Raw genomic sequence first — 23,956 nt, 5'->3', positions numbered from 1 at the left:
GCGCAATCGTGGACCACCGCCTCCCGTCCTCCGTGTCAGCGGGTGACGTCGGGGTAGGTGTCGCCGTCGAGGTCGAAGTCGACGACTTCTCGGCGCACCGTGTCGGTGTAGGTCATGTTCTGCGTCTCGCGATCGACGCTCAGACGCAGCCGCTCGACGGCGTACACCTCGGTGCTGATGACCGGGCGCTCCTCGTGCAGCACGACGTCGTAACCGTCGGCCTCTGCCGAACGGCGGGCTCCGGAGCGCTCGCGTTCGTCGCGCTGGCCGTCGTAAACCTCGTCGCGTGAGTCGGAGCGCACGCCGTCAATGGCATCGTCGTCCCGGCCTTCGGCCTCGCCGTAGGCGCCGGCGGGGGTCTCCTTCGAGCCGTACGGCATGCCGCCGGTGCGGTCCTCGATGCGCGGCTCCCAGTACGACGGAGGCAGATCGAGCACCTCCTCGCTGCCGTCGTCGTAGACCCGCACGAGGTCAGCCACCTCACGGCGCACGGGCAGCGTCACCGTCAGTTCCTCGACGATGATGCGCTTGCGCACCTCGACCCGCCCCACCTCGTAGCGTTCGACGCCGGGCGTCAGGCGCTCCTCGTGCAGCACCATGCCGTCCGCCTCGTCGCGGCGCCCGTCGAAGGGGCGCTCGACGCCTCGCTGGTCGCTCATCTGTGACTCCTTCGTCCGTGGCGCGGTGCGCCACCCGGTTTCACGTTCACGCTACCGGAGCGGTCGAAGGCACGCTCCCCTGCGGCCACCCCTTGCGGAGCGCGGCCGAGTGAGAAAAGGTGAAGGCATGACTGACAACCAGAAGATCACCGTCACCCGCACGATCGAAGCTCCGGCCCAGAGCGTGTTCAACGTGCTCACCAACCCGGCCGAGCACGTGAAGCTCGACGGCTCCGGCTTCATCCGCAGCGTCGACCACGGCGACCGCATCCAGAAGGTCGGCCAGGTGTTCACCATGAACATGGAGGGCGAGCACATGGGCGGCGAATACCAGACCGACAACCACGTCACCGGTTACGTCGACGACAAGCTCGTCGCCTGGCAGACGGCGCCGGCCGGCACCGAGCCGAAGGGCTGGGAGTGGATGTACGAGCTCGACGCGAAGGGCCCGAACGAGACCGAGGTGACCCTCACGTACGACTGGAGCAAGGTCACCGACAAGGAACTGCTTAAGAAGGTGCACTTCCCGCTCGTCCAGGAGCACGCGCTCGAGGAGAGCCTGCAGAAGCTCTCCGAGCTGGCCGCAAGCTGACGCCTGAAGCGCACAAGGCGAAGCGCCGCACGCCCGAAAGGGGGTGCGGCGCTTCGTCGCGTCGGTCAGCGCGCGTCGGTCAGCGGGTGGGCTGCTGCGCGGGGTTGTCGTCGAGCCAGCCGCCGTTCTCCTCGGCCAGTTTCTCGAAGCGCTCGGCGAGCGCCTGCGCGACGGCGGAGGCGGCGTCGTCGATCGTCGCCTGACGCACGTAGACGCCCCAGTCGTGGTCTTCGTCGTCCTCTTCACCGGCGAGCGCCTCGCGGACGACGCGCACCTCGGTGAAGTCGTCCTCCTCGAGCAGGTCTTCAGCGATCTCGTCGGCGATCTCGCGTTCGGGGAAGATCATGAGGTACTCGGTCATGCCACCACTGTGCCAAGCGTGCTCGCCGATTGCCACAGGACGCGCCGCCGGTAGATTGGGCGGCGTTCCCCCACTCAAGGAGTCCCCCGAATGACTTGGGCGTTCGTCATCGCGCTGATCCTTCTCGTGCTCGTCGCGCTGAGCAACTTCGCGCTGCAGAAGCGCGTGCGCCAGCTCGAGCAGGAGGTGACCGATCTGCGCAGCGGCCAGGACATCTCCCAGCGCGTCAGCTACCTCGTGAACAACGGCCGCGAGGTCGAGGCGATCGCGGTGTACCGCAAGGCCACCGGGCTCGGTCTCGTCGAAAGCAAGAGCGCCGTCGAGGTCATCGCGAGGAACAACCCGCAGATCTGACGACGGCTCGGTTCACCCGGCTTTCACGACGTCGTCGCACGCCGGTCGTCGGGGCGCCACGACGACGTCGGCCGTCAGCCCTAGGTTCGCGGCGATGAACGGACGTTATGTGGCGGTGGGTGACTCGTTCACCGAGGGCGTCGGTGACGCGAACCTCATGTACCCCAACGGCGTGCGCGGGTGGGCCGATCGTATGGCCCGCCAGATGGGGCGCGCGGACGCGACGTGGGAGTACGCGAACTTCGCCATCCGCAGTAAACGCCTCGACGAGATCGTCGACGAACAGTTCGACGCCGCACTCGCGTTGAACCCGACGCTCATCTCCTTCTACGCAGGCGGCAACGACATCCTCGCCGTCCGCTCCGATATGCCCGCCATCATGGAGCGTTACGAGGCCGCGCTGCAGCGCCTCGTCGGATCGGGCGCGCAGGTGCTGCTGTTCACGACGTTCGACGTGAAGATCTCGACGGCGCTCGAGCCGCTGCGGCGGCGCATCGTCTTCTACAACGACTCCGTGCGCGAACTGGCCCGCCAGTACGGCTGCCTGCTCGTCGATCACACCCAGTTTCGCGAGTTCGACGACCCGCGCATGTGGGCGTTCGACCGCATCCACATGAGCCGGCTCGGGCACAAGCACCTCGCCGCCTACGTGCTCGCCGAACTCGGCATCCCCCACACGCTCAAACTGCCGGAGCTGCCTCCGTTCGAGGCGCCGCACTGGCGCGAGAGCATCCGCACCGAGAGCCGATGGCTCGCCACCGAGGTGATCCCCCTCCTCCGGCGCCGCATCAACGGCGTCCGTGAGGGCGATTCGCTCCCCCCGAAGTGGCCCGAACCGATCCGCCCCGCGGACGGCATGAAGCGACTGGCCCGTGCGCGCGCGGGTGACGCCGTCGAGGTCAGGGCACGCGCAGGTGAACGCCACGCCGGCTGAGCGCCCGCGTCACGCTCACGGGCGATCAGACGCCCGCGCCGCGCACCGCGACGTCGACGAGATCCCCGAGGCGGCGCGCCACGGATTCGACCTCGGCGCGTCCGGTACGCGTGCGGTTCAGCTCGAGCACCCCACCGGAGACGATGAGGCCCGCGGCGACGACGCTGCGCTCCGCGTCACCCCCCGCTGCGACGAGCAGCGCCGCGATGGCGTCCTCGAGACCGGCGACCAGCGCGACGACCTTCTCGCGATACGGCCCGGGCGCACCGAACAGCACCTCCCGTCCGACGACCATCGCGTTCTCGGGGTAGTCACGGGCCTGCTGCGCGAACGGTTCGAGCAGACGCAGGACGCGCTCGCGCACCCCACCGTCACCGGCGTCGTCGGGCAGGTGATCGTCGACGAGATCACGCCACTCGTGTTCGACGACCATCATGAGCAGTTCCGCCTTCGTCGGGGCGTACTGGAACACGGTGCCGGCGGCGACGTTGGCGCGCTTGGCCACCTCGGCCGTCGTCATGCGCTCGTACCCCACCTCACCGAGCAGGCTCTCGGCAGCCGCGAGGATGCGGGCCTGCTTGTCGGCCTTGTTGCGTGCGCGACGACCCTGCTGGTCCGCGCCGCTCACGACGGGACGTCGGCGGGTCACGACCGTGGCGTCAGGCGTACCCGGCGTGGGGGCCGGCCTCGTCGGGGCCGTCGAATCGGCCGACGGTGTCGCGGACGCGGCCGTGGCGCTGAGGGGAAGCGTCATGGATCGAAACATTACCCGGGCCGAAAGGCCCTGGTGGCGCCGCAAAAAATGAGTACAGTCAAAAATATCCGGAAACGAAGGAGACACCATGGACACCATGAAGGCCGCACGCCTCGACGTCACGCACCACACCCTGAACGTTGAGGAGGTACCCGTCCCGACGCCAGGGCCGGGCCAAGCCGTCATCGAGGTGAAGGCGGCGGGCGTCTGCCTGTCGGACGTGCACCTGCTCGAAGGGCTCATCGCGCCGCAGTTCCTCGACAGCGAGAAGGTGACGCTCGGTCACGAGGTCGCGGGCATCGTCACCGCCCTCGGTGATGGCGTGCCGACACTGCCCGGCATCGAGGTGGGCAGCCGCGTCCTGCTGCAGGCCGGCCACCGCCTCCCGAACGGCCGCATCCTGACGCGCGGTGTCGACTACGACGGCGGGTACGCCGAATACGCCGTCGCGCAGGCCGAGACGCTCGTCCCGATCCCCGGCGACCTCCCGTTCGAGCAGGCCGCCATCATCCCCGACGCCGTCTCGACGCCGTGGGCAGCCATCCAGACGAGCGGGCGCGTGCGCGCCGGGGAGGCCGTCGGCGTCTGGGGCCTCGGCGGGCTGGGCATTCACGCCGTGCAGTTGCTGCGTCTCATCGGCGCCTCCCCCATCGTCGCGATCGACCCGCTCGAGGCCGCCCGCGAACGGGCGCTCGCCGTCGGCGCCGACGTGGCGTGCGCCCCTGAAGACGCAGAGGACGCCATCCGTCAGCTCTCACCCCGCGGTCTCGACGTCGCGTTCGACTTCGCGGGCGTGGCCCCCGTGCGGGCCCAGGCGATGGCCTCCCTCGCGCCGCAGGGACGTCTCGTCATCGTCGGCCTCGCCGGGCGGCCCATCGAGATTCCGTCCGACACCGCATTCGCCTACAAGCAGCTGACGTTGCGCGGCCACTACGGCAGCGAGGGAACGGACGTCCACCAGCTCGTCGCGTTGACCCGCACGAAGCGGCTCGACCTGTCGGCGTCGATCAGCGGGGTCTTCCCGCTCGAGGAAGCGCCCGAGGTGCTCGAGCGGCTCGCGCGCAAGGACGGCAACCCGATCCGTTTCATCCTGCAGCCCTGACGGCGCACGCAGCCGTCCGCTCATCCATCGTCCGGCGCGATGATCTCGCGCACCCGACCTCGAGGAGATCCCATGTATTACAGCAGTGGAAACTACGAAGCCTTCGCCCGTCCCCGCCCGCCGAAGGACGCCGCGAGCAAGCACGCCTGGATCGTCGGCAGCGGCCTCGCGGGCCTCGCGGCGGCCGTCTTCATGATCCGTGACGCCGCCGTCCCCGGCGAGAACATCACGATCCTCGAGAAGGGCTCCCTCGCCGGTGGCGCCCTCGACGGGATCGAGGAGCCCGAGAAGGGGTTCGTCATCCGCGGTGGACGCGAGATGGAGAACCACTTCGAGTGCCTGTGGGATTGCTTCCGCACGATCCCCAGCCTTGAGGTCGAGGGCGCGTCCGTGCTCGACGAGTTCTACTGGCTCAACAAGGACGACCCGAACTACTCGCTGCAGCGCGCCACCGTCGAACGCGGCCAGGACGCGCACACCGACGGGTTGTTCACGCTGAACAAGAAGGCGCAGAAGGACCTCGTCAAGGTGTTCCTCGCGACGCGCGAGGAGATGGAGAACAAGCGCATCGACGAGGTGTTCGGCCGCGACTTCCTCGACAGCAACTTCTGGCTCTACTGGCGCACGATGTTCGCGTTCGAGGAATGGCACAGCGCACTCGAGATGAAGCTGTACCTGCACCGCTTCATCCACCACATCGGCGGACTGCCGGACTTCTCGGCGCTCAAGTTCACCAAGTACAACCAGTACGAGTCGCTCGTGCTGCCGATGACGAAGTGGCTGAGCGAGCAGGGCGTGCGTTTCCAGTACGACACGGAGGTGACGGACGTCGAGTTCGACCTGACGGCGTCGGCCAAGCGCGCGACCCGCATCGAGTGGACCCGCACCGGTGAGCACGCCGGTGACACGGGCGTCGACCTCGGGGAAGACGATTACGTCCTGATGACGATCGGCTCACTCGTCGACAACTCCGACGAGGGCGACCACCACACCGCCGCGACGCTGAACCGCGGCCCTGCGTCGGCGTGGGACCTGTGGAAGAAGATCGCGCGCAAGGATCCGTCGTTCGGGCGTCCCGAGGTGTTCTGCAGCTCCATCGACGAGACGAAGTGGGAGTCGGCGACCGTCACGACGCTCGATGAGCGCATCCCCGAGTACATCCGGCGCATCGCCAAGCGCGACCCCTTCAGCGGACGGGTCGTGACGGGCGGCATCGTCACCGTCAAGGATTCGAGCTGGCTCATGAGCTGGACGGTGAACCGCCAGCCGCACTTCAAGAAGCAGCCGAAGGACCAGATCGTCGTGTGGGTCTACAGCCTGTTCGTCGACACGCCCGGCGACTACGTCAAGAAGCCGATGAGCGAGTGCACCGGCGAGGAGATCACCGCCGAGTGGCTCTACCACCTCGGCGTGCCCGAGGCTGACATTCCCGAACTCGCGGCGACGGGCGCGAAGTGCGTACCGGTCATGATGCCGTACGTGACGTCGTTCTTCATGCCCCGCAAGGCCGGTGACCGCCCTGACGTCGTGCCGGAGGGCGCGGAGAACTTCGCCTTCATCGGCCAGTTCGCCGAGACGAGCCGCGACTGCATCTTCACGACCGAGTACTCGGTGCGCACCGGCATGGAAGCCACCTACCAGTTGTTCGGCGTCGAGCGCGGTGTTCCCGATGTGTTCAACTCGACCTACGACGTGCGGACGCTGCTCGACGCCTCGGCGCGCCTCAAGGACGGCGAGAAGACCGAGCTGCCCGGCCCCGCCGTACTGCGCCGCAAGATCGCGAAGGGGCTCGACTCCACCGAGATCGGCGTGCTGCTGCGCGAGCACGGCATCCTGTGACGGCGACCTGACGCCCGCATCGCGCGCCGAGGCCCTCATCCCGAGTCGGGGATGAGGGCATCGGCCATGCAGGTGTTGTACGACGACGGTGTGGCGCTGCGTCGCGCGCTCCGGAGGGTGCGACGTGCGTCTGACGAGCTCGGGCTCAGCGGGTGCCGTACGGCACGAGCGAACGCCCGGTCGAGCGCGGGCGCGGTCGTTCGCCGGGCCGCAGCGCGACGATGCCGTCGCGCCCGGCCGCGAAGACGCGCGTGTGAGAGCGCGATTCGAGCGCGTCGCGGTACTGCGCGTTCTGTTCGCTCAGCTCCTCGATCCGCGCCCGCAGCGCCGCGACCTGGTGCTCAAGCTCCATGATGCGTTGGATGCCGGCGAGCGAGACGCCCTCCGACGACAACTCCTGCACCTGACGCAACTGCGCGATGTCGCGCATCGAGTAGCGGCGACCGCCGCCACCCGTGCGTTCGGGGGTGACAAGCCCCAGACGGTCGTACTGGCGCAACGTCTGCGCGTGCATGCCCGCCAGTTCGGCCGCCACCGAGATGACGTAGACCGGCTTGGACGGGTCGGCACGCACGAAGTCGGCCTGCCCGGAGCGGAAACCACCGCTCTCGCGCGGTGTCACGACGCGGCCTGACGCGCCTTAGCGAGCAGCTCTTCGCGCGGGTCGGCTTCGCCCGCCGCGAGGGTCTCGACAGCCTGACGCTGCTCGTCGGTGAGCTCCTTCGGCACGACGACGTGAACCTTCGCGATGAGGTCGCCGGTCGCCTTCTTCGTCTTCACGCCACGGCCCTTGACGCGCAGGCTGCGGCCCGAGGGCGTGCCGGGCGCGACGCGGACCTTGACGCTCTTGCCGTCGAAGGTGGGCACCTGCACCGTGGCGCCGAGGGTCGCCTCGGCGAACGTCACGGGCAGCTCGACGGTGAGGTTGTCACCGTCGCGGCCGAAGATCGGGTCGGTGCCGACGCTGACGTGCAGGATCATGTCGCCGTTCGGGCCACCGCCGAAGCCGGCACGGCCCTTGCCGCGCAACCGGATCTTCTGCCCGTCCTTCACCCCGGCCGGAATGCGCGCGGTGAAGCTCTGGCCATCGGCGTCGCTGATGCGCACCTCGCTGCCCTCGACGGCCTGACGGAACGTGATCGAGGCGCGCGCCTCGACATCCTGGCCACCGCGCGGCTGCGCCTGACGCTGGTAGCCGCCCCCACCGGGGAACCCTCCGCCGGAGAAGCCACCACCGGCTCCGCCGAACTGTGCGAGCAGATCCTCGAGGTTGAGGCCCTGCTGACCGGCGCCACCCGCCGAATACGTGCGGGCGCCACCACCGCCGCCACCGAACATCGAGGAGAAAACGTCCTCGAAGCCGCCGGCTCCCCCGGCGCCGCCGCCGAAGCGGGCACCGCCGCGCGCCATCTGGCGAACGGCGTCGTACTGCTGACGCTGCTCGGGGTCGGCGAGCACCTGGTGAGCCTCGCCGATGTCCTTGAACTTCTGCTCCGCGGCAGCGTCACCGGGGTTCTTGTCCGGGTGCCACGTGCGGGCGAGCTTGCGGTAGGCCTTCTTGATCTCGTCCTCGCTCGCGTCCTGCGCGACACCGAGAGTGGCGTAGAAGTCCTTCTCGAACCAGTCCTGACTGGCCATGCGCACCTCCTGATCTGTGTGATGGCGCGTCGTCCGGCGTCCGGGACGCTGGGGGCGCGTATCGCGTGCGCGTGCGAAAGATGAATGTGGTCGAGGTGAGCGAGTCGCTCACCCGTGGTGGCGTGGGACCGAACGGTTCGTGCGGCCCCACGCCGACGTGGTTCGGCGTCAGCCTGCCACCGAGACGCGGGCGGCGCGCACGACGCGCTCACCCACCTTGTAGCCGGGCTGCAGCACCTGGACGACGAACGTTCCGTCGACGCCCTCGGGTGCCTCGGCCTCGACGTGCATGAGGGCCTCGTGGACGTTAGGGTCGAACGCTTCACCGGCCTCGCCGAAGCGAGCGACACCGTAGCGGTCGAGCGTCGTCTCCAGCTTGGAGGCGATCTTGCTCATCGGGCCGTCGGTGAGGTCGCCGTGCTGGCGGGCGAGCTCGATGTCGTCGAGCACCGGGATGAGGGATTCGACGACCGAACCGATCGTCGTCTCCTTCTCGCGGGCCCGGTCACGCTCGACGCGGTTGCGGTAGTTGACGTACTCGGCCTGCAGACGCTGCAGGTCGGCCAGGCGCTCGGCCGCGAGCTTGGTGTCGGGGTGCTCGTTCTCCTCGACGCTCTCGCTGGCCTCGCCCGCGACCTCGTCCGGCGTCGACGCCGATTCGGCCTCGTCGGCCTGCTGCTGAAGGTTCTCGCCGGCCGCGTCCTGCTCGGACGCCTTGACGTTCTTCGTGTTCTTGCCGCCGGGCAGGTCGTCGCCGACACCGCCGGCGAACGAGTTGTCACCCTCGCCCGGTGCGGGGTTGTTCTGTGCGTCCGTCATGTCGGACTCCTTCCTGCCACGCGGGTGATCCGGGTGGCACAGCGGCCGGTGAGCTGCCTGTGGGCAGCCCACCGGCCGTGCAGATCCGTGTCGCGCCGAGCCATGGCTCGACGATGTGAGGGCCCGGGTGGAGACCGTCACCGGCCTCCACCCGTCACCGCATCACTTCTTGGTGTCGTCCTCGTCGTCGACGACCTCGGCGTCCACGACGTCGTCGTCGCCACCGGACTGGGGCTGCTCCCCGGCAGCACCCTCAACACCGGCGTCGCCGGCCTCGGCGCTCGCGGCGTACATCGCAGCGCCCATCTTCTGGCTGGCCTCGGACAGCGCCGTGGCCTTGGCGTTGATGTCCTCCGGCGTCGCGGACGACTCCGGCTTCAGGGCCTCCTTGAGCTCGGCGAGGGCGCTCTCCGTGGCGGACTTCTCGTCAGCAGGCACCTTGTCGCCGTTCTCCTCGAGGAACTTCTCCGTCGAGTAGACGAGAGCCTCACCCGTGTTGCGGGCCTCAGCCTCCTCGCGACGCTTCGCGTCCTCGGCGGCGTGCTCCTCGGCCTCCTTGACCATGCGCTCGATGTCTTCCTTCGGCAGCGCGGAGCCACCGGAGATCGTCATCGACTGCTCCTTGTTCGTGCCACGGTCCTTCGCGGAGACGTGGACGATGCCGTTGGCGTCGATGTCGAACGTGACCTCGATCTGCGGCACGCCACGGGGAGCCGGGGCGATACCGGTGAGCTCGAAGTTACCGAGCGGCTTGTTGGCCTTGGCGATCTCACGCTCACCCTGGAACACCTGGATGTCGACCGACGGCTGGTTGTCCTCAGCCGTGGAGAACACCTCGGTGCGCTTCGTCGGGATGGCCGTGTTGCGCTCGATGAGCTTGGTGAACAGGCCACCCTTCGTCTCGATGCCGAGGCTCAGCGGTGTGACGTCGATGAGGAGGACGTCCTTGCGCTCACCCTTGAGGACACCGGCCTGCAGGGCGGCGCCGACGGCGACGACCTCGTCCGGGTTGACGCCCTTGTTCGGCTCCTTGCCGTCGCACAGCTTCGTCACGAGCTCCGTGACGGCCGGCATGCGGGTGGAACCACCGACGAGCACGACGTGGTCGATGTCGGAGACCTTGACGCCTGCGTCCTTGAGGACGTTCTCGAACGGCTTCTTCGTGCGCTCGAGCAGGTCGGAGGTCATCTTCTCGAACTGCGCGCGGGTGAGCGTCTCCTCCGCGTGGATCGGGCCGTTCTCGCCCATGGACAGGTACTGCAGGGAGATGTTCGTCGAGCTGGAGCTCGAGAGTTCCTTCTTGGCCTGCTCCGCGGCGTCACGCAGACGCTGCATGGCGATCTTGTCCTTCGACAGGTCGACGCCCGACTCGCTCTTCACCTTGTTGACGAGGTGGTCGACGATGCGCTGGTCCCAGTCGTCACCGCCGAGCTTGTTGTCACCGGAGGTGGCGCGCACCTGGATGGTGGCGAAGCCGTCCTCCTCGTCCTTGCCGACCTCGAGGAGGGAGACGTCGAACGTACCGCCACCGAGGTCGAAGACCAGGATGAGCTCGTCTTCCTTGCCCTTGTCGAGGCCGTAGGCCAGAGCAGCAGCGGTGGGCTCGTTGACGATGCGCAGGACGTTGAGGCCCGCGATCTCGCCGGCCTCCTTCGTGGCCTGACGCTCGGCGTCGTCGAAGTACGCCGGAACCGTGATGACGGCGTCCGTGACGTCCTCACCGAGGTAGGACTCGGCGTCGCGCTTGAGCTTCATGAGCGTGCGCGCCGAGATCTCCTGCGGGGTGTACTTCTTGTCGTCGATCTGCGTGCTCCAGTCGGTGCCCATGTGGCGCTTGACGGAGCGGATGGTGCGGTCGACGTTCGTCACGGCCTGACGCTTGGCGATCTCGCCGACGAGGATCTCGCCGCCCTTGGAGAACGCGACGACCGACGGGGTGGTGCGAGCGCCTTCGGCGTTCGCGATGATCTTGGGCTCGTTACCTTCGAGGACGGCAACGGCCGAGTTGGTGGTACCGAGGTCAATACCTACTGCGCGACCCATGAGGGATGCTCCTTCGTGTTGCTCACGACGACGCCGGGCCGCATGACCCGAGCCGTCAGGTTGACTGATGCTGACTCAACTCCGGTTGGTCTGCAGTGTCAATCCCAGACTCACCAAAGTTGCTCTTACTTGACTCAACTTTCGTGAGCGCTGGATCATTCCCGGGTGCCGAAGGATTTTCTCAAGAGGATTTTTCGGCGCGCGACGGCTGGGCGGTGCGCGCCGTTTCGGGGTCCGACGGCTGCACAACTCCCAAGGCTGGGCATTTGACGCCACCCCGGCGTCGCGTCGGCTGCGAAACCCACAAGATCGGGCGAAACGCAGCACGCGGACGTCAGTCTCGCGATCGGTCCTCGGCGAGGTACTTCTCCACCGCCCGGGCCGCCTGACGAGCCGCGCGGGAGGCGCCGATCGTGCTCGCCGACGGCCCGTAGCCGACGAAGTGGATCCGCGGGTCGAGCGCGGCCGTCGTCGCGCCCTGGACGTTGCCCGGCACCCGCTCGAGCGCGATGCCGCCGGCCGACGAGCGCAGGTGCAACGGCGCGAGGTGGTCGATCGCGGGCCGGAAGCCCGTCGCCCACAGAATGACGTCGACACGCTCGAACCGGCCATCCGACCAGCGCAGCCCGTCCGGTTCGATCCGCTCGAACATCGGCAACCGCGCGTCGTACACACCGAGGCGGGCCGCATCCTTCTCCTGGGGCCGCAAGGTGAGTGCTGTCCCGGAGACGACACTCTGAACCGGCAACCCCTGCACGGCCCGCTCCTCGATGCCCGTGACGACGGCGACGCCGTCGAACCCCTCGCTCCACACCGGCTCGCGCCGCGTCACCCACACGACGTCGGCGATCGGGGCGATCTGCCCGATGAACTGCACCACCGACGCGCCGCCCCCGACGACCGCGACACGCTTGCCGCGCAGGTGCTCCGGGCCGGGGTAGGTGGCGGTGTGGAACTGCTCCCCCGCGAACTGCGCCGCACCCGGATAGGTCGGCACGAAGGGCCGGGTCCATGTGCCCGTCGCATTGACGAGGGTGCGCGTGCGCCACGTGCGGCCGTCGTCGGCCGTGACGACGAGCGGGCCCCGCCGCGCCCCGTCCTCCGCCTCCACGCGCATCACCTTGACGGGCCGTTCGACCGGCAGGTCGTGTTCGCTCTCGTACTCACCGAAGTACTCCGGAATGACGACGTTCGCCCGTTCCGGTGAGCGCCCGGGCGCGGTTGAGTCGGGCAGGTCGGCGACTCCGTGGACGTCGTCCATCGTGAGCGCGTCCCAGCGGTGCTGCCACGCCCCGCCCGGGCCGGAATCGCGGTCGAGCACGACGTGCTCGATGCCCCGCCGCTTCAGCGCATAGGACGACGCCAGGCCACCCTGACCGGCTCCGATGACGAGGGAATCGTGGATCACGCACACGAGAACGCCGCCGATCGTGCGGTTATGCCGTCACCGGCCGCGCTGATTACCGCCGGGTAGGCTCTTCGGGCAGTGGGGCGATCGGCAAGGCCACCCCATCGAGACGACATGCAGAGGGTGACGAACACGTGAGCGCACAGGCCGTTGCTGCCGACGAGAAGGTGCAGGGCGAGAACGTCACCGTCCGTCGCGTGCGCCGCGGCACGACCCAGGCCCGCGTCACCACGCTCAAGGGTCCGGCAGGCCGGGACTTCGTCCTGCTCGCCGGCATCGGCGTCGCCTCGAACTACTACGTACGCCTCGCGGCGGACCTCAACACCACCGGTTCGGTCCACGCCATCGACCTGCCCGGGTTCGGCGGGGTGCGTCACCGCGACCGCGCGCTCGACATCGGCGACTTCGCCGAGATCGCGGGCGCCGTCATCGACGACCTCGGCCTCGACGACCCCGTCGTCATTGGTCACTCGATGGGCGCTCAGGTCGCCACGGAGCTTGCCGCCCGCCGCCCCGAGCTCACCTCGCTCGTCCTCATCGGCCCTGTCATCGACGCCGACGCCCGCACCATCCCCCAGCAGATCCTTCGCCTCGCGCACTCCGCGCTCTACGAACCGGGCGCGGTGCGGGTGCTCGTCGGGATGTCGTACGCGATGTGCGGCCCGCGCTGGATCCTCAAGACCCTGCCTCGCATGATGCGCTACCGCATCGAGGAGCGCATCGGCGCCGTGCAGGCCGACACGCTCATCGTGCGCGGCGACCACGACGCGAACTGCCCTCGCGAGTGGGCCGAGCGCCTCGTCGAGCTCGTTCCTCGCGGCCGAGCCGTCGAGGTCGACGACGCCGCGCACTCCGTCATGTACCGCCACGCGCACGAGGTGGCGAAGCTCTGCCTGCTCCACGACGGGGGCGAGGAAGCCGTGCGCGAGCTCGAGCCGCCGAGCAAACCGCGCCACCCCGCCATGCGGGTGCGCGGCGTCGCGATGAACGTCGCCGGCATGGTGCGCGGCGACGACGCGCTCATCGCGCGCGGCATCGTCACCCAGCGCCACGCCACCGACATGGCCGACTGAACCAGCCGCACCAACACAGCTCGGCCCCGAAACGGCGAACGTTGCGGGGCCGAGGTGCGTCCACAGGTCAGTTGACCGTGAACTCCTGCGAGGTTCCGGTGTACGGCGAGACCTTGCCGTTCCAGCCGTTCTTCCAGTCACCCGTCTGCACAAGGCGGTAGGTGCCCGCCGGGACGTCGCCCCGGATGCGCCAGTCCACCGTCGTGCGCGAGTATGAGGCGCCCTCGCGCTTCCACGTGTAGGACGTGTCCCAGTCGCGGTCGGTGAGGTAGGTGACCCACTGCGAGCCCTCCTTGCGCTGCACCTCGAGGAAACTGCGCTGCGTGCGGAAGTCGTTCTTCGGGTGACCGCCGCGGAAGACCGCCGTCGCCGTCTGGCCACGTGAGTAGGAGGCCTTCGGCTGGGTGAGCACCTGGCCGAACGACTGGCTGAGCGGCTTGTCGTCGAGCACGACACCGGCGCGCGACGCCCCACCGGATTTCGTCGTCGGCGTGACCTGGTTGCTCACGCTCGTCCCGTCACGCATGGCCTTGGCCAGGCCCGAGTACTCCTGGAGGAAGGCACCGAGCTGGTTCGGGCCGAACTCCGTCGACGCACCCTCGTAGTGCTGCTTCGCGTACTCCTCACGCGTCGTGAGGTAGCCCATGTAGGAGTTCGTCAGGCCCGCGACGACGACGTTGTCGACGCCCGTGCCGGCGAGCTGCTTGCTCACCTCGGCCCGGATACGGCGACCGCTCATCGTCGTGGCCTCGGCGGGAACACCGACGAGCGCGACGTTGCCGATGCGCAGGATCTGCACCGGAGCCGCCGTGGGCGCCATACCGAGCTTCCCGTCCGGCAGGAGCACGGCCTTCTCCTCCTGGCACGCGTCGTCGGCACCGAGGATCGTCGTGAGCGACGCCAGGGCGAAGCGCGTGAGGCCCCCGAGGGCCGAGGTGTCGATCTTGTTGTACTTGTCGGTGACGCTGAAGCTGCCCTTCGTCATGCCCTCGTAGATGCCGGGGATGTCGGACGGGCCGTTCTCGGCGCCGGCCGCGAACGACCAACCGCGAGCGGGCTTGCACAGCTTCTTTTCACCGGCGCCCTGCGTGTACTCGCCCTTGACCGTGTAGTCGGCGAAGTTGGCCCAACGCCCACGGGAGTCGATGGGACCAGTTACCGGGGTCGACGGGCCGTTCCACAGCTGCTCGCCCCGCGTGTACTGGCGCATTCCGTCGATCTCGGTGTTGACGAAGTCGTCGCTCGAACCACCGAAGCCGGGCGCCGATTTCGAGTTGCCCTGCGTGGAGACGACGTCGCCCTCGTCCGAGCTGGCGAACGCCGCGACGAAGGTCTTGGCCTTCGTCGGGTCGGACTTCATCTTCTTCTCGAACTCGTACTGCGCGCGGCCCTTCGTGTCGCCGCTGATGTGCGTCGTGTCCTTCGAGAACTGCGTCGGGTGCGTCGAGAACCAGTTGATCATTCCGACCGGCTGACCCGACGCGGACGTCAGCTTGAGCACCGTCATCGTCTCGTTGACGTTCGAGTCGAAGGAACCGGCGTCCTTGTTCGCCTCGTACGCCTTCGCGGAGCGGTTCTTCGTCGCGCCCGAGAGGTTGCCGCTCGTCACGGAGATGTTGCCCGGCTCGACGTTGGCGTCCGCGCGCTCGATGGAGGCGACGATGCCGTTGACCATGGCATCGAAGTTGCGCTGGTCGTAGCCGGAGCCCGACTTGTCGGCCCCGGCGATCTGGTAGAGCTTGTCGTGCGACTGGCCGGAGTTGGCGACGTGGGTGTGCGTGGCCGAGAGCATGACGTTCGAGTCGTCGTAGCGGCTGCCGTACTTGGCCTTGAGCTTGTTGACGACGCCCAGCTTCACCGACTGGAACATGGCACCGGCGTCGGCGCTGACGAAGACGACGCGCTTGCCCGTCTTCGGGTCCCCCATGACGTAGGCGTGCGAGTACAGGCGCTCCTGGAGGCCGTTCATCTCCTGGTTGGCCGCGTATCCGAAAGCACCGGTCTCGGCCACCGCGCCGGTGATGTCGTAGATGCCCGCACCCACGAGGTACGGGGCGTTCGTCTCGGCCGACGCCGCCGGAGCCCCGGCGAGCGAACCCGCCGTGACGGCGAGAGCGCCCATCATCGCGAGCGCCGAGACCCGCTTGCTCTGCTTCTGCATTCCGTTCGCCTTCCTCTGTGACGCACGACACGTCAACGACCCGCACAGGTTATCCCGGACGTGCGATCAGTTAGGGGAAATGTCACCGAAACCTGGACGACCGCGCCGGGTGTCCCCCGACGCGGTCGCTCACGTGGCGCCCGGAAGACCGGTCAGGCGCCGATGGCGTTGAGCGCGTCGATGTCGCCGGGCTCGAGCGTGACGTCGCCCGCACCGCAGTTCTCCTCGAGGTGCGCCACCGACGAGGTGCCCGGAATGAGCAGGACGTTCTCGGAGCGCCCGAGCAGCCACGCGAGGCCGACCTGCGAAGGCGTGATGCCGCGCTCCTCGGCAATGGCCTTGACGGTCTCGTTCTCCGCCACCTTCGGCATGCCCGGGAAGGCCGAACCGAGCGGGAAGAACGGCACGTAGGCCACGCCTCGCTCGGCGCACAGCGTGAGGGTGGCCTCGTCGTCGCGGGCGAGCAGGCTGTAGGGGTTCTGCACGCAGACGGCGCCGGCGTCGATGCCCCGGGCGGCCTCGTCCCTCGTCACGTTGCTCACGCCGAAGTGCTCGAGGAGGCCGTCGTCGACCAGTTCCTGCATGGCGGCGAGCTGGTCGTCGAGCGGGCAGTACTCGGTGCCCGGGTCGCTCATCTCGTCCTTCGGCATGACGCGCAGGTTGACGACGGGGAGGCGCTCCACGCCGAGGGTGTCGAGGTTCTCGCGAACCGCTGCCTTGAGGGCGTCGGGGTGCTGATCGGGCAGCCAGTTGCCCTGCTCGTCGCGGCGGGCACCGATCTTGGACACGAGGACGAGGTCGTCGGCGTACGGGTGCAGCGCCTCACGGATGAGCTCGTTGGAGACGTTCGGCCCGTAGAACTGCGACGTGTCGATGTGGTTGATGCCGAGCTCGACCGCGCGCTTGAGCACGGCGATGGCTTCGTCGTGGTCTCGTGGCGGCCCGAACACGCCGGGGCCGGGCAACTGCATGGCGCCGTACCCGACGCGAGCGACGGAATGCCCTGCCAGTTCGTAAGTCGTCATGGCTCTATTCGACTACTCGCAAGCGGTCGACGAAAGGTGGCGTCCGTTCGATTTCGGTGGGCGGGACGGGCCTCGTCAGCCGAACAGGTCGAGGTGCCACAGGGCGGAAGCGCCCTCGAGCAGCAGCCAGAAACGTGCGAATCGTCCCACGAGGACGGTGGAGAGGAAGATCGTCATGCTCATGCGCACGCTGCCCGCGACGACCGCCATGACGAGCAGCGGCGGCAACCCGACGAACGACGACGCCAGCATGATTCCGGTCGACAGCAGCGGCTGCTGCGTGAGCCGGTTCGACCACCGCTCGTACGTCTCCCGACGCTTGCCCTTGTCGAGCTTCTTCTGCAGCCACGCCGACTCGGTGCCCCGTGCACCGAGCACGTACCAGACGACCTTCCCGAGTGTCTGACCGGCAGCGGCGACGAGGGCGAGCCCTACCGTCAGCGCAGGGTCGGAGCGCAGCCCGATGACGGGCAGATACGCCTCGACGTTGAAGAACGGCAGCAGCGCCGACGCGACACCGACCCCGAAGGCCAGGAGCAGCGCCGTCACCGATCACTCGTTCCGGCAGCTCCATTGGTTCCGGTGGTTCCGGTCTCTGGCGCCGAGTCCGCTGCGCCGGTGAACGGCGGAATCGGCAGGCCGATCGCGAGGAGCCGGCGCAACGACACGACCTTGAGCACCACGAGCGCGAGCGCAATGACGAGGCCCACCCACATCGACCCGGTGAGGAGCATGAGGACGACGACAGCCGCAGAGTTGACCGCCTTCGCGGGCTTCGACCAGTTCCACGTGAAGATCGTGCGGTCGACCTCGAAGAAGTAGTTCGGCGAACGCACCCACCAGGCGAGGAACGCGATCGACAGGAACGCGTCGATCGTCATGAACTGGAAGAGGTAGATGAAGATCGGCACGACGAAATCGTGGTGCAGCCACGCGAGGCCGAGGTAGACGGGCGCGCAGTTGACGCGGTCGCACAGGATGTCGAGGACCGCGCCGATGCGCGTCTCGCATCCGAGTTTGCGAGCGACAGCACCGTCGAGGATGTCGCCGACCCAGTAGATGCCGAGCGCCGCCCACAGGAGGTGCTCGTCACGTCTGACCACGGCGAGCGCCGCCACCGCGAGGGAGGCTATGGTACGCACGAACGTGATGACCGTTGCCGGGGTCCAGAGTCGTTCGGCGGCGGGGTCGGCACCGTAGCGCTCCACCAGCGTCATGCCTACCTCGTCTCCTGTGCGTGCGACGAGGCGATCATGACACGCACGAACGTCCCAATCGCACGCCACGCGGCGTCGAGACGCGTTCGCAACCTCCCGATCAGCCGCGGGGCGCGTACATGATGACGGCGACGCCCACGAGGCAGACGAGCGCGCCGACGATGTCGTAGCGGTCGGGGCGGAAGCCGTCGAGCGCCATCGCCCACAGCAGCGAGCCCGCGACGAAGACCCCGCCGTAGGCCGCGAGGATGCGCCCGAAGTTCGCGTCCTGCTGCAAGGTGGCCACGAATCCGTAGATGCCGAGCGAGACGACACCCGCGCCGATCCACGCCCAACCGCGGTGTTCGCGCACGCCCTGCCACACGAGCCAAGCGCCGCCGATCTCGGTGAGCGCGGCGAGGGCGAACAGGGCGACGGAGCGCAGGATCGTCATGTCTGCATCGTCTCAGGCGTCACTCGAGCACGAGGTGCTGACGTCCGTCGATCAGTTCTCGCGCAGCATCGAGATGGCCCGCATGAGTGGCTGTCTCCGTGATGACGTGCAGCAGCGCATCGCGCAGGTTCTCGACGTGGCAGGGGCCCCACGCGTCGCGCCACTGCAGCGGACGTGCTTCCAGTGACATGGCGGCGATGACGGCGTCGGCCGCGCGGCATTCGCGCTCGTACAGGTCGAGGACGGTCGCGAGTGTTTCGCGCCCGGGAACCTGCCACGCGTCGTCAGCGAGCCGAACCCCTTCACCGGCCATGACCCAGCGGAACCAGAAGCGCTCGACGTCGAGCGCGAGGTGGTGGACCGCACCCAGGAGGCTCCAACTCGAGGGAAGCGGGGCCCTGCGGGCGGCGTTGTCGTCGAGTCCCTCGAGGCTGGCACGCACGTGGCCACGCTGCTTTTCGAGGTAGGCGATGAGCACCGCGCGTTCGTCCATGGACCCAAGTCTGCCGGATTCGTGAGCGGCTCCGTCAGAGCGAGAGCAGGCCGCGCACGAGCGCACTCGCGCCGCCGATGCCGGCCAGGAGCATGGCGAGCGCCTTGGCCCGCTCCGTCGGAACGTGGCGTGCGAGCCCGCTTCCCATCCCGATACCGACGAGCACGAGCACGACCACGTACGGCAGGAGCCACAGCGGCGGCAACTCGTGGACGCCCGTCGAGCCGAGGAGCACCTTCGCGGCCACCGAGACGGCACCCATCGTCATGAAGATCGGCTGGAGCGTGGCCGCGAACGACGTGTGCTCCCAGCGCGTCAGTCGCGAGTGAATGACGAGCACCGGCGCGGACACCCCGCTGACCGTGTTGAAGAAGCCGCCGACAACGCCGGCCACGGGCGTCGGCCAGGCGCGGGTGACGTGGGGCAGGCGGCCGAGGCGATCGGCGAGCGCGGTGAACGCGATGGCGCCCAGCACCGCCGCACCCACGATGACCTGCAGCCACGCGGCCGACGCCGCCCTCACGACGAGCGCGCCCACGACCGCCCCGGGCACGACACACGCACAGATGACGGCGGCACGGCGCCAATCCACCTGGCGGCGCAGGGTGAGGGTGAGCAGCAGCCCCGAGACGGTCGTCGTCGCGTTCGCGAGCAGGACGCCGGTGGCCGCTCCCATGACGAGGGTGAGCGTCGGGGCGAGGACGAGACCCATGCCGGAACCCGAGAGTCGTTGCAGCACAGCACCGATGAGGATGGCGCAGGTGACGGCAGCGAGCGTCGTCACGGTGAGATCCACGAGACCATTGAACACCGATGGACGCGCGCCACAGGATTCCCCGTTTGTGAGGCACGGACGAGGTCGTCACAATGAGCCGGTGCATGACGTACTCGATCTCCTCCGGCGGCGACTGGCGGCCGGCTCCACGCCCGGCTCGCGTGACGACGACGCGCGCCTCGCTGTCGTCCTCGAGGGCGGCAGTTCACGTGCCGCGTACGGCGGGGGCATGGTGGCCGAGATGGAGGAGCGTGACCTTCTCCCTGCCGTCGACGCCGTTTACGGAACGTCGGCCGGAGCGCTCAACGGGGCCTGGCTCGTGTGCGGGCGGGCGCGAGCCAACATCCACGGCTGGTGGGCTCCCGAGAGCATGAACGCCACCATCCGACCGCGAAACGCGTTGCGCGGAAAGCCGGTCGTCGACACCGACGTCATCGTCTACGACCTGTACGAGAACGTCACGCCCATGGGCTTCGAGGAGATTCTCGCCAGCGACGTCGAGTACCACCCCATCGCCACGGCCGCAGCGACGGGCGAATCGGTCGACCTCGTGAACACGATCCACGACAAGGCGAGTTTGCAGAACGCCATGCGGGCCACGGCCCGTCTGCCCGTGTTGGGCGGGCCGCCCGTCGAGATCGACGGGGAGTTGTACATCGACGGCGGCATCAGTGAGAACGTGCCGATCGAGACCGCCCTCGAGCAGGGTGCGACGCACGTGCTGGTGCTTCGTACGAAGGCGCCGTCCCTGGAGATCTCCCCGGACAAGCGCATCGAACGTCAGCTCGTGGCGCGGTGGATGACGCGGCACGCGCCCGGTTCGGCCGGCGCGTGGAAGCGTCGCGCGGAACGCAAGGTGGAGCTCGAGTCGCTCATGTACGACGACCCGCGCATCCTGCAGGTCTCACCACCCGCCGACGTGGCGCGCATCTCCGTCGTCGGCCGGGCTGAGGACGTTCAGCGCCGCGCCGTCGAGGACGGCCGGCGCATCATGGCCGATCTGCTCGACGAGGCAGACATCGCGCGCTCCTCCACCTCGGAAGCCTTGCACGGGCCCCACTGACCCGCTCCAGACGGCCCCCCCCCAGACGACGAACGGCCGGTGAGGAGTGAATCCTCACCGGCCGTTCGTCGTTCGGAAGAAACGTTGCCGCGTCAGCGTCGGCCGCTGCGCGAGTTCGCGGAGAACGACGCCGCTCCCCCACCGCTGCGGCCACCCGTGGCCGACCCGTTACGGCGCGAGCCGCCGCGGGCCCCACCGCCCTGGCCGCCACGTTCGCTCGAACCCTGCGACCCACCTCGGCCGGAACCGCCGCGCTTCTGGCCCGAACCGCCCTGACCACCACGGCTGCGACCACCGGAGGGCGAGCCGCCCCTCTTCGAGGGCTGCTGGACGGGCGCACTCGGCATCGCAGCAGCCACGGCGCTGGCGTCGAGAAGCGAACGCTCGCCGGGGGCGAGTTCCTGCAGCAGCGGGTGCGCACTGTCGACCGACGTCGTCGTCGCGGTGATCTTCGCCGCGCGCAGGAGCGACTTCACGTCGCCGCGCTGATCCGGCGTCATGAGCGTGATGACGGTGCCCGCCGCGCCGGCGCGTGCCGTACGTCCCGAGCGGTGCAGGTAGGCCTTGTGCTCGGCCGGCGGGTCGGCGTGAACGACGAGCGACACGTCGTCGACGTGGATACCGCGCGCCGCGATGTCGGTGGCCACGAGCGTGCGAACGCTGCCCGAGTGGAAGGCGTCGAGGTTACGCACGCGGGCGTTCTGCGACAGGTTGCCGTGCAGGTCGACCGACGGCACACCGCGGGCGGCGAGCTGCTTCGACAGCTTCTTCGCGCCGTGCTTGGTGCGGGTGAAGACGACGGTGCGCCCCGGCGCGGAGACGAGGTCGGTGAGGACGTCCATGCGCGTGTCCTTGTCGACGGCGAGCACGTGGTGCTCCATCGTCGCCACCGGCGAGCTGGCCGAATCGGCTTCGTGCGTCACGGGGTTCGTGAGGAACTTCTTGACGAGAACGTCGATGCCGTTGTCGAGCGTCGCCGAGAACAGCAGGTGCTGAGCGTCGCTCGGCACCTTCGAGAGGATGCGCTTGACGCCGGGCAGGAAGCCCATGTCGGCCATGTGGTCGGCCTCGTCGAGCACGCAGACCTCGACGTCCTCGAGGTTGCAGAAGCCCTGACCCATGAGGTCCTCGAGGCGTCCGGGACACGCGACGAGAACGTCGACCCCGGCGGCGAGCGCCTTGACCTGCGGGTTCTGGCCGACACCACCGAAGACGGTCGTGTAGGTCAGGCCGGCGGCCTCGGCGAGGGGCTTCAGCGAGTCGGCGATCTGGTTGGCGAGCTCACGCGTCGGTGCGAGGACGAGCGAACGCGGCTTGTACGTGCGCGTTTCGTAGCGCGTCTCGTCGAGACGAGCGACGAGCGGCAGGAGGAATGCGAACGTCTTGCCCGAGCCGGTACGGCCACGGCCGAGAACGTCACGGCCACCGAGGGAGTCGGGCAGCGTCGCGGCCTGGATGGGGGTGGGCGTGGTGATGCCCAGCTTGTCGAGCGTCTTCGTCAGGACGGCAGGCACGCCGAGATCGGCAAAGGAAGTCAAGAAATCTCCGAACACATGGATTCACCCGCGAGGCGTAACACCTCGCGTCGCAGGCGAACTCGTTGTTCTCACGATCACCGGGTCGACGGGCGAGAAACGTCGCCTCCGGCCGACCGGCCACCTGCTCGAACGGCCAGTCTACGCGCTGTACAGGCAGACTCCTGCCGCCGCTCACGTCCAGGGCACCCCGGACGCGTGAATCGCAGCCGTCGGCGCCCCATCCTTGTGTGCCCATAGGCTGGGCAACGCACCGCACACATGCCTAGGCTGCACGCAGACCAATCCGTCCACCGCGCCCGCCCGAAGAACCTGACGGCACGCGATCCGCGTGCCGAGGACGCCGACAGCACAAGGGGAATTCGATGGCCGCCATCGCCCACACACCAGCCCGTCGGTTGGACGATCACCCGCCCATCAGCCGTGGTTCGCTCACGGTGGCCGGCATGTCGACCATCATCGAGTGGTACGACTTCACGCTGTATCTCTACATGACGACGGTGATCTCCCGCGTCTTCTTCGGGGGCGGCACCGGCGGCACCGCCGCCACGTTGCTCGTGTTCGCATTCACCTACCTGCTGCGCCCGGTCGGCGCGGCGGTGTTCGGTCACATCGGCGACCGGATCGGGCGCAAGCCGGTTCTGCTCATCTCGATGGCGCTCATGACGGTCGCGATGCTCGTCACCGCACTGCTGCCGACCTACGCGTCGATCGGTGCGACGGCGGGCTGGCTCATGATGGCGATGCGCTGCCTCATGTCCTTCAGCGTCGGCGGTGAGTACTCCGGCGTCATCACCTACCTCGTCGAAGGTGCGGAGCCGAAGCGTCGCGGATTCATCACGTCGCTGGCCTCGGCGGCCAGTGAGGTCGGCGGTCTCATGGCTGTCGGTCTCGCCGCCCTCACGACGTCGTTCTTCACCGGCCCGGACCTCGACTCGTGGGGCTGGCGCATCCCGTTCTTCATCGGGGCGATCATGGCCGGCGCCACGCTCCTCATGCGCTCGCGCATGGACGAGTCGCCCGTCTTCGAGGAGGAGGACGAGGACGACAAGGCGACGAACCCCCTCGTCGAGGTGCTTCGTGTCGAGCCCGGCGCCGTCGCCCGCGGCTTCGCTATCTCCGCGCTCGGCTCGATCACCTACTACGTCGGCATCGGCTATGCGCCGACATTCCTGCAGAACGCCGGCAAGTTCAGCGAGAGCGACGCCCTGTGGCTCGGTACCGCAGCCGCGGTCGCCGTCATCCTCGTGACGCCCTTCGCGGGCATGGCCGCCGACCGCTTCGGGCGCCGCCCGATCCTGCTCCTGTTCGGCGTCCTCGCGGCGGTGACCTCGCTGACGATGTTCCAGCTCATGGCCTCCGGCAGCCGAGGCGCAGCACTCACGGGCGCCCTCGTCCTCGCCGCCGTCGCCGGTGGCTGGAGCGCCGTCGCCGCATCGACGATCGCGGAGCAGTTCAAGTCGAAGGCGCGCATGTCCGGCATGGCCCTTGGCTTCACGACGGCCACGGCCATCTTCGGCGGGTTCGCCCCGCTCGTCGGCGAGCGCCTCATCGAGATGACCGGCTGGAAGCCCGCCCCCGGCGCGATGATCGCCGTCGTCGCGCTCTGTGTGCTGCCGGTCGTCTGGTACCAGAAGGAGACGGCCCCGGCCGTCGTCGAGAACGAGACGCACTGACG

24 protein-coding genes are annotated in these 23,956 nt (G+C 68.6%); 8 read left to right on the top strand and 16 right to left on the bottom strand.

The genetic code is table 11. From position 1 onward, the window contains the following. Positions 1-35: 35 nt before the first annotated feature. Positions 36-659 carry a DUF2382 domain-containing protein gene (locus EVU97_RS05350; protein ID WP_129664127.1) on the bottom strand — a complete coding sequence of 208 codons (624 nt, stop codon included), beginning with the start codon at positions 657-659 and terminating at the stop codon, positions 36-38. A gap of 127 nt (positions 660-786) precedes the next feature. Between EVU97_RS05350 and EVU97_RS05345 the strand changes: the two genes are divergently transcribed. Then, positions 787-1,251 carry an SRPBCC family protein gene (locus EVU97_RS05345; protein WP_129664125.1) on the top strand — a complete coding sequence of 155 codons (465 nt, stop codon included), beginning with the start codon at positions 787-789 and terminating at the stop codon, positions 1,249-1,251. A 79-nt stretch (positions 1,252-1,330) separates the two neighbouring features. Here the strand turns inward: EVU97_RS05345 and EVU97_RS05340 are convergent, their stop codons facing one another. Continuing rightward, a complete protein-coding gene (locus EVU97_RS05340; protein WP_047310487.1) occupies positions 1,331-1,612 on the bottom strand; it encodes a hypothetical protein in 282 nt (93 codons plus the stop codon). Positions 1,613-1,702: 90 nt separating this feature from the next. Here EVU97_RS05340 and EVU97_RS05335 point away from each other — a divergent pair, with 90 nt between their 5' ends. After that, positions 1,703-1,966: a hypothetical protein gene (locus EVU97_RS05335; RefSeq protein WP_118914607.1), complete on the top strand. Its 264-nt coding sequence runs from the start codon at positions 1,703-1,705 to the stop codon at positions 1,964-1,966. Positions 1,967-2,060: 94 nt separating this feature from the next. Then, positions 2,061-2,900 carry an SGNH/GDSL hydrolase family protein gene (locus tag EVU97_RS05330; RefSeq protein WP_129664123.1) on the top strand — a complete coding sequence of 280 codons (840 nt, stop codon included), beginning with the start codon at positions 2,061-2,063 and terminating at the stop codon, positions 2,898-2,900. 25 nt (positions 2,901-2,925) lie between these two features. On the opposite strand, the gene EVU97_RS05325 is transcribed toward EVU97_RS05330, so the two are convergent. After that, on the bottom strand, positions 2,926-3,654 hold the full coding sequence (locus EVU97_RS05325) for a TetR/AcrR family transcriptional regulator (RefSeq protein ID WP_165357889.1): 729 nt from the start codon (positions 3,652-3,654) through the stop codon (positions 2,926-2,928). 88 nt (positions 3,655-3,742) lie between these two features. Here EVU97_RS05325 and EVU97_RS05320 point away from each other — a divergent pair, with 88 nt between their 5' ends. Both EVU97_RS05320 and EVU97_RS05315 read left to right on the top strand, forming a co-directional pair. Further along, positions 3,743-4,756, top strand: coding sequence for a zinc-binding dehydrogenase (locus EVU97_RS05320; RefSeq protein WP_129664119.1), 1,014 nt, complete (start codon positions 3,743-3,745; stop codon positions 4,754-4,756). Positions 4,757-4,828: 72 nt separating this feature from the next. Beyond that, the gene (locus EVU97_RS05315; protein ID WP_129664117.1) at positions 4,829-6,595 is read left to right on the top strand and encodes an oleate hydratase; all 1,767 of its coding nucleotides are present in this window, start codon (positions 4,829-4,831) and stop codon (positions 6,593-6,595) included. A gap of 145 nt (positions 6,596-6,740) precedes the next feature. Here the strand turns inward: EVU97_RS05315 and EVU97_RS05310 are convergent, their stop codons facing one another. The 5 genes from EVU97_RS05310 to EVU97_RS05290 all read right to left on the bottom strand — a co-directional run bounded on the left by EVU97_RS05310 (position 6,741) and on the right by EVU97_RS05290 (position 12,500). Further along, positions 6,741-7,217, bottom strand: a complete 477-nt coding sequence (locus EVU97_RS05310) for a heat shock protein transcriptional repressor HspR (protein WP_370448525.1) — start codon at positions 7,215-7,217, stop codon at positions 6,741-6,743. Next, the gene (locus EVU97_RS05305) at positions 7,214-8,233 is read right to left on the bottom strand and encodes a DnaJ C-terminal domain-containing protein (protein WP_129664115.1); all 1,020 of its coding nucleotides are present in this window, start codon (positions 8,231-8,233) and stop codon (positions 7,214-7,216) included. The genes EVU97_RS05310 and EVU97_RS05305 overlap by 4 nt, the downstream gene beginning before the upstream one ends. Before the next feature lie 168 nt (positions 8,234-8,401). Next, entirely contained in the window at positions 8,402-9,052 is a 651-nt protein-coding gene (locus EVU97_RS05300; protein ID WP_129664113.1) for a nucleotide exchange factor GrpE, read from the bottom strand. 162 nt (positions 9,053-9,214) lie between these two features. Beyond that, a complete protein-coding gene (dnaK, locus tag EVU97_RS05295) occupies positions 9,215-11,095 on the bottom strand; it encodes a molecular chaperone DnaK (RefSeq protein WP_129664111.1) in 1,881 nt (626 codons plus the stop codon). 334 nt (positions 11,096-11,429) lie between these two features. Beyond that, positions 11,430-12,500: an NAD(P)/FAD-dependent oxidoreductase gene (locus tag EVU97_RS05290; protein ID WP_129664386.1), complete on the bottom strand. Its 1,071-nt coding sequence runs from the start codon at positions 12,498-12,500 to the stop codon at positions 11,430-11,432. A gap of 137 nt (positions 12,501-12,637) precedes the next feature. Here EVU97_RS05290 and EVU97_RS05285 point away from each other — a divergent pair, with 137 nt between their 5' ends. Continuing rightward, positions 12,638-13,576, top strand: coding sequence for an alpha/beta fold hydrolase (locus EVU97_RS05285; RefSeq protein ID WP_052946768.1), 939 nt, complete (start codon positions 12,638-12,640; stop codon positions 13,574-13,576). A 67-nt stretch (positions 13,577-13,643) separates the two neighbouring features. Here EVU97_RS05285 and EVU97_RS05280 read toward each other — a convergent pair whose 3' ends face one another. The 7 genes from EVU97_RS05280 to EVU97_RS05250 all read right to left on the bottom strand — a co-directional run bounded on the left by EVU97_RS05280 (position 13,644) and on the right by EVU97_RS05250 (position 19,701). After that, on the bottom strand, positions 13,644-15,737 hold the full coding sequence (locus tag EVU97_RS05280) for a neutral/alkaline non-lysosomal ceramidase N-terminal domain-containing protein (protein WP_205744861.1): 2,094 nt from the start codon (positions 15,735-15,737) through the stop codon (positions 13,644-13,646). Positions 15,738-15,889: 152 nt separating this feature from the next. Then, complete coding sequence (locus EVU97_RS05275; RefSeq protein WP_129664107.1) at positions 15,890-16,762, bottom strand: oxidoreductase; 873 nt, start codon at positions 16,760-16,762, stop codon at positions 15,890-15,892. Between the two features lie 75 nt (positions 16,763-16,837). Beyond that, complete coding sequence (locus tag EVU97_RS05270; protein ID WP_118915115.1) at positions 16,838-17,311, bottom strand: VTT domain-containing protein; 474 nt, start codon at positions 17,309-17,311, stop codon at positions 16,838-16,840. Further along, positions 17,308-17,979, bottom strand: a complete 672-nt coding sequence (locus tag EVU97_RS05265) for a CDP-alcohol phosphatidyltransferase family protein (protein WP_129664105.1) — start codon at positions 17,977-17,979, stop codon at positions 17,308-17,310. Before EVU97_RS05265 ends, EVU97_RS05270 begins: the two co-directional genes overlap by 4 nt. A gap of 100 nt (positions 17,980-18,079) precedes the next feature. After that, positions 18,080-18,412, bottom strand: a complete 333-nt coding sequence (locus tag EVU97_RS05260) for a YnfA family protein (protein WP_047310498.1) — start codon at positions 18,410-18,412, stop codon at positions 18,080-18,082. A gap of 19 nt (positions 18,413-18,431) precedes the next feature. Beyond that, complete coding sequence (locus EVU97_RS05255) at positions 18,432-18,905, bottom strand: DinB family protein (RefSeq protein WP_129664103.1); 474 nt, start codon at positions 18,903-18,905, stop codon at positions 18,432-18,434. A gap of 34 nt (positions 18,906-18,939) precedes the next feature. Beyond that, on the bottom strand, positions 18,940-19,701 hold the full coding sequence (locus tag EVU97_RS05250) for a sulfite exporter TauE/SafE family protein (protein ID WP_052946899.1): 762 nt from the start codon (positions 19,699-19,701) through the stop codon (positions 18,940-18,942). Positions 19,702-19,780: 79 nt separating this feature from the next. Between EVU97_RS05250 and EVU97_RS05245 the strand changes: the two genes are divergently transcribed. Further along, positions 19,781-20,743 carry a patatin family protein gene (locus tag EVU97_RS05245; protein ID WP_129664101.1) on the top strand — a complete coding sequence of 321 codons (963 nt, stop codon included), beginning with the start codon at positions 19,781-19,783 and terminating at the stop codon, positions 20,741-20,743. A gap of 92 nt (positions 20,744-20,835) precedes the next feature. Here the strand turns inward: EVU97_RS05245 and EVU97_RS05240 are convergent, their stop codons facing one another. Beyond that, the gene (locus EVU97_RS05240; RefSeq protein WP_129664099.1) at positions 20,836-22,281 is read right to left on the bottom strand and encodes a DEAD/DEAH box helicase; all 1,446 of its coding nucleotides are present in this window, start codon (positions 22,279-22,281) and stop codon (positions 20,836-20,838) included. Positions 22,282-22,643: 362 nt separating this feature from the next. Between EVU97_RS05240 and EVU97_RS05235 the strand changes: the two genes are divergently transcribed. Next, positions 22,644-23,954: an MFS transporter gene (locus tag EVU97_RS05235; protein WP_129664097.1), complete on the top strand. Its 1,311-nt coding sequence runs from the start codon at positions 22,644-22,646 to the stop codon at positions 23,952-23,954. Positions 23,955-23,956 lie beyond the last annotated feature (2 nt).

The sequence above is a fragment of the Dermacoccus sp. 147Ba genome (assembly GCF_004151355.1).
Taxonomy (GTDB): domain Bacteria; phylum Actinomycetota; class Actinomycetes; order Actinomycetales; family Dermatophilaceae; genus Dermacoccus; species Dermacoccus abyssi.
The sequence above is the reverse complement of the archived record's forward strand: the minus strand, read 5'-3'. Positions and strand labels throughout refer to the sequence as shown.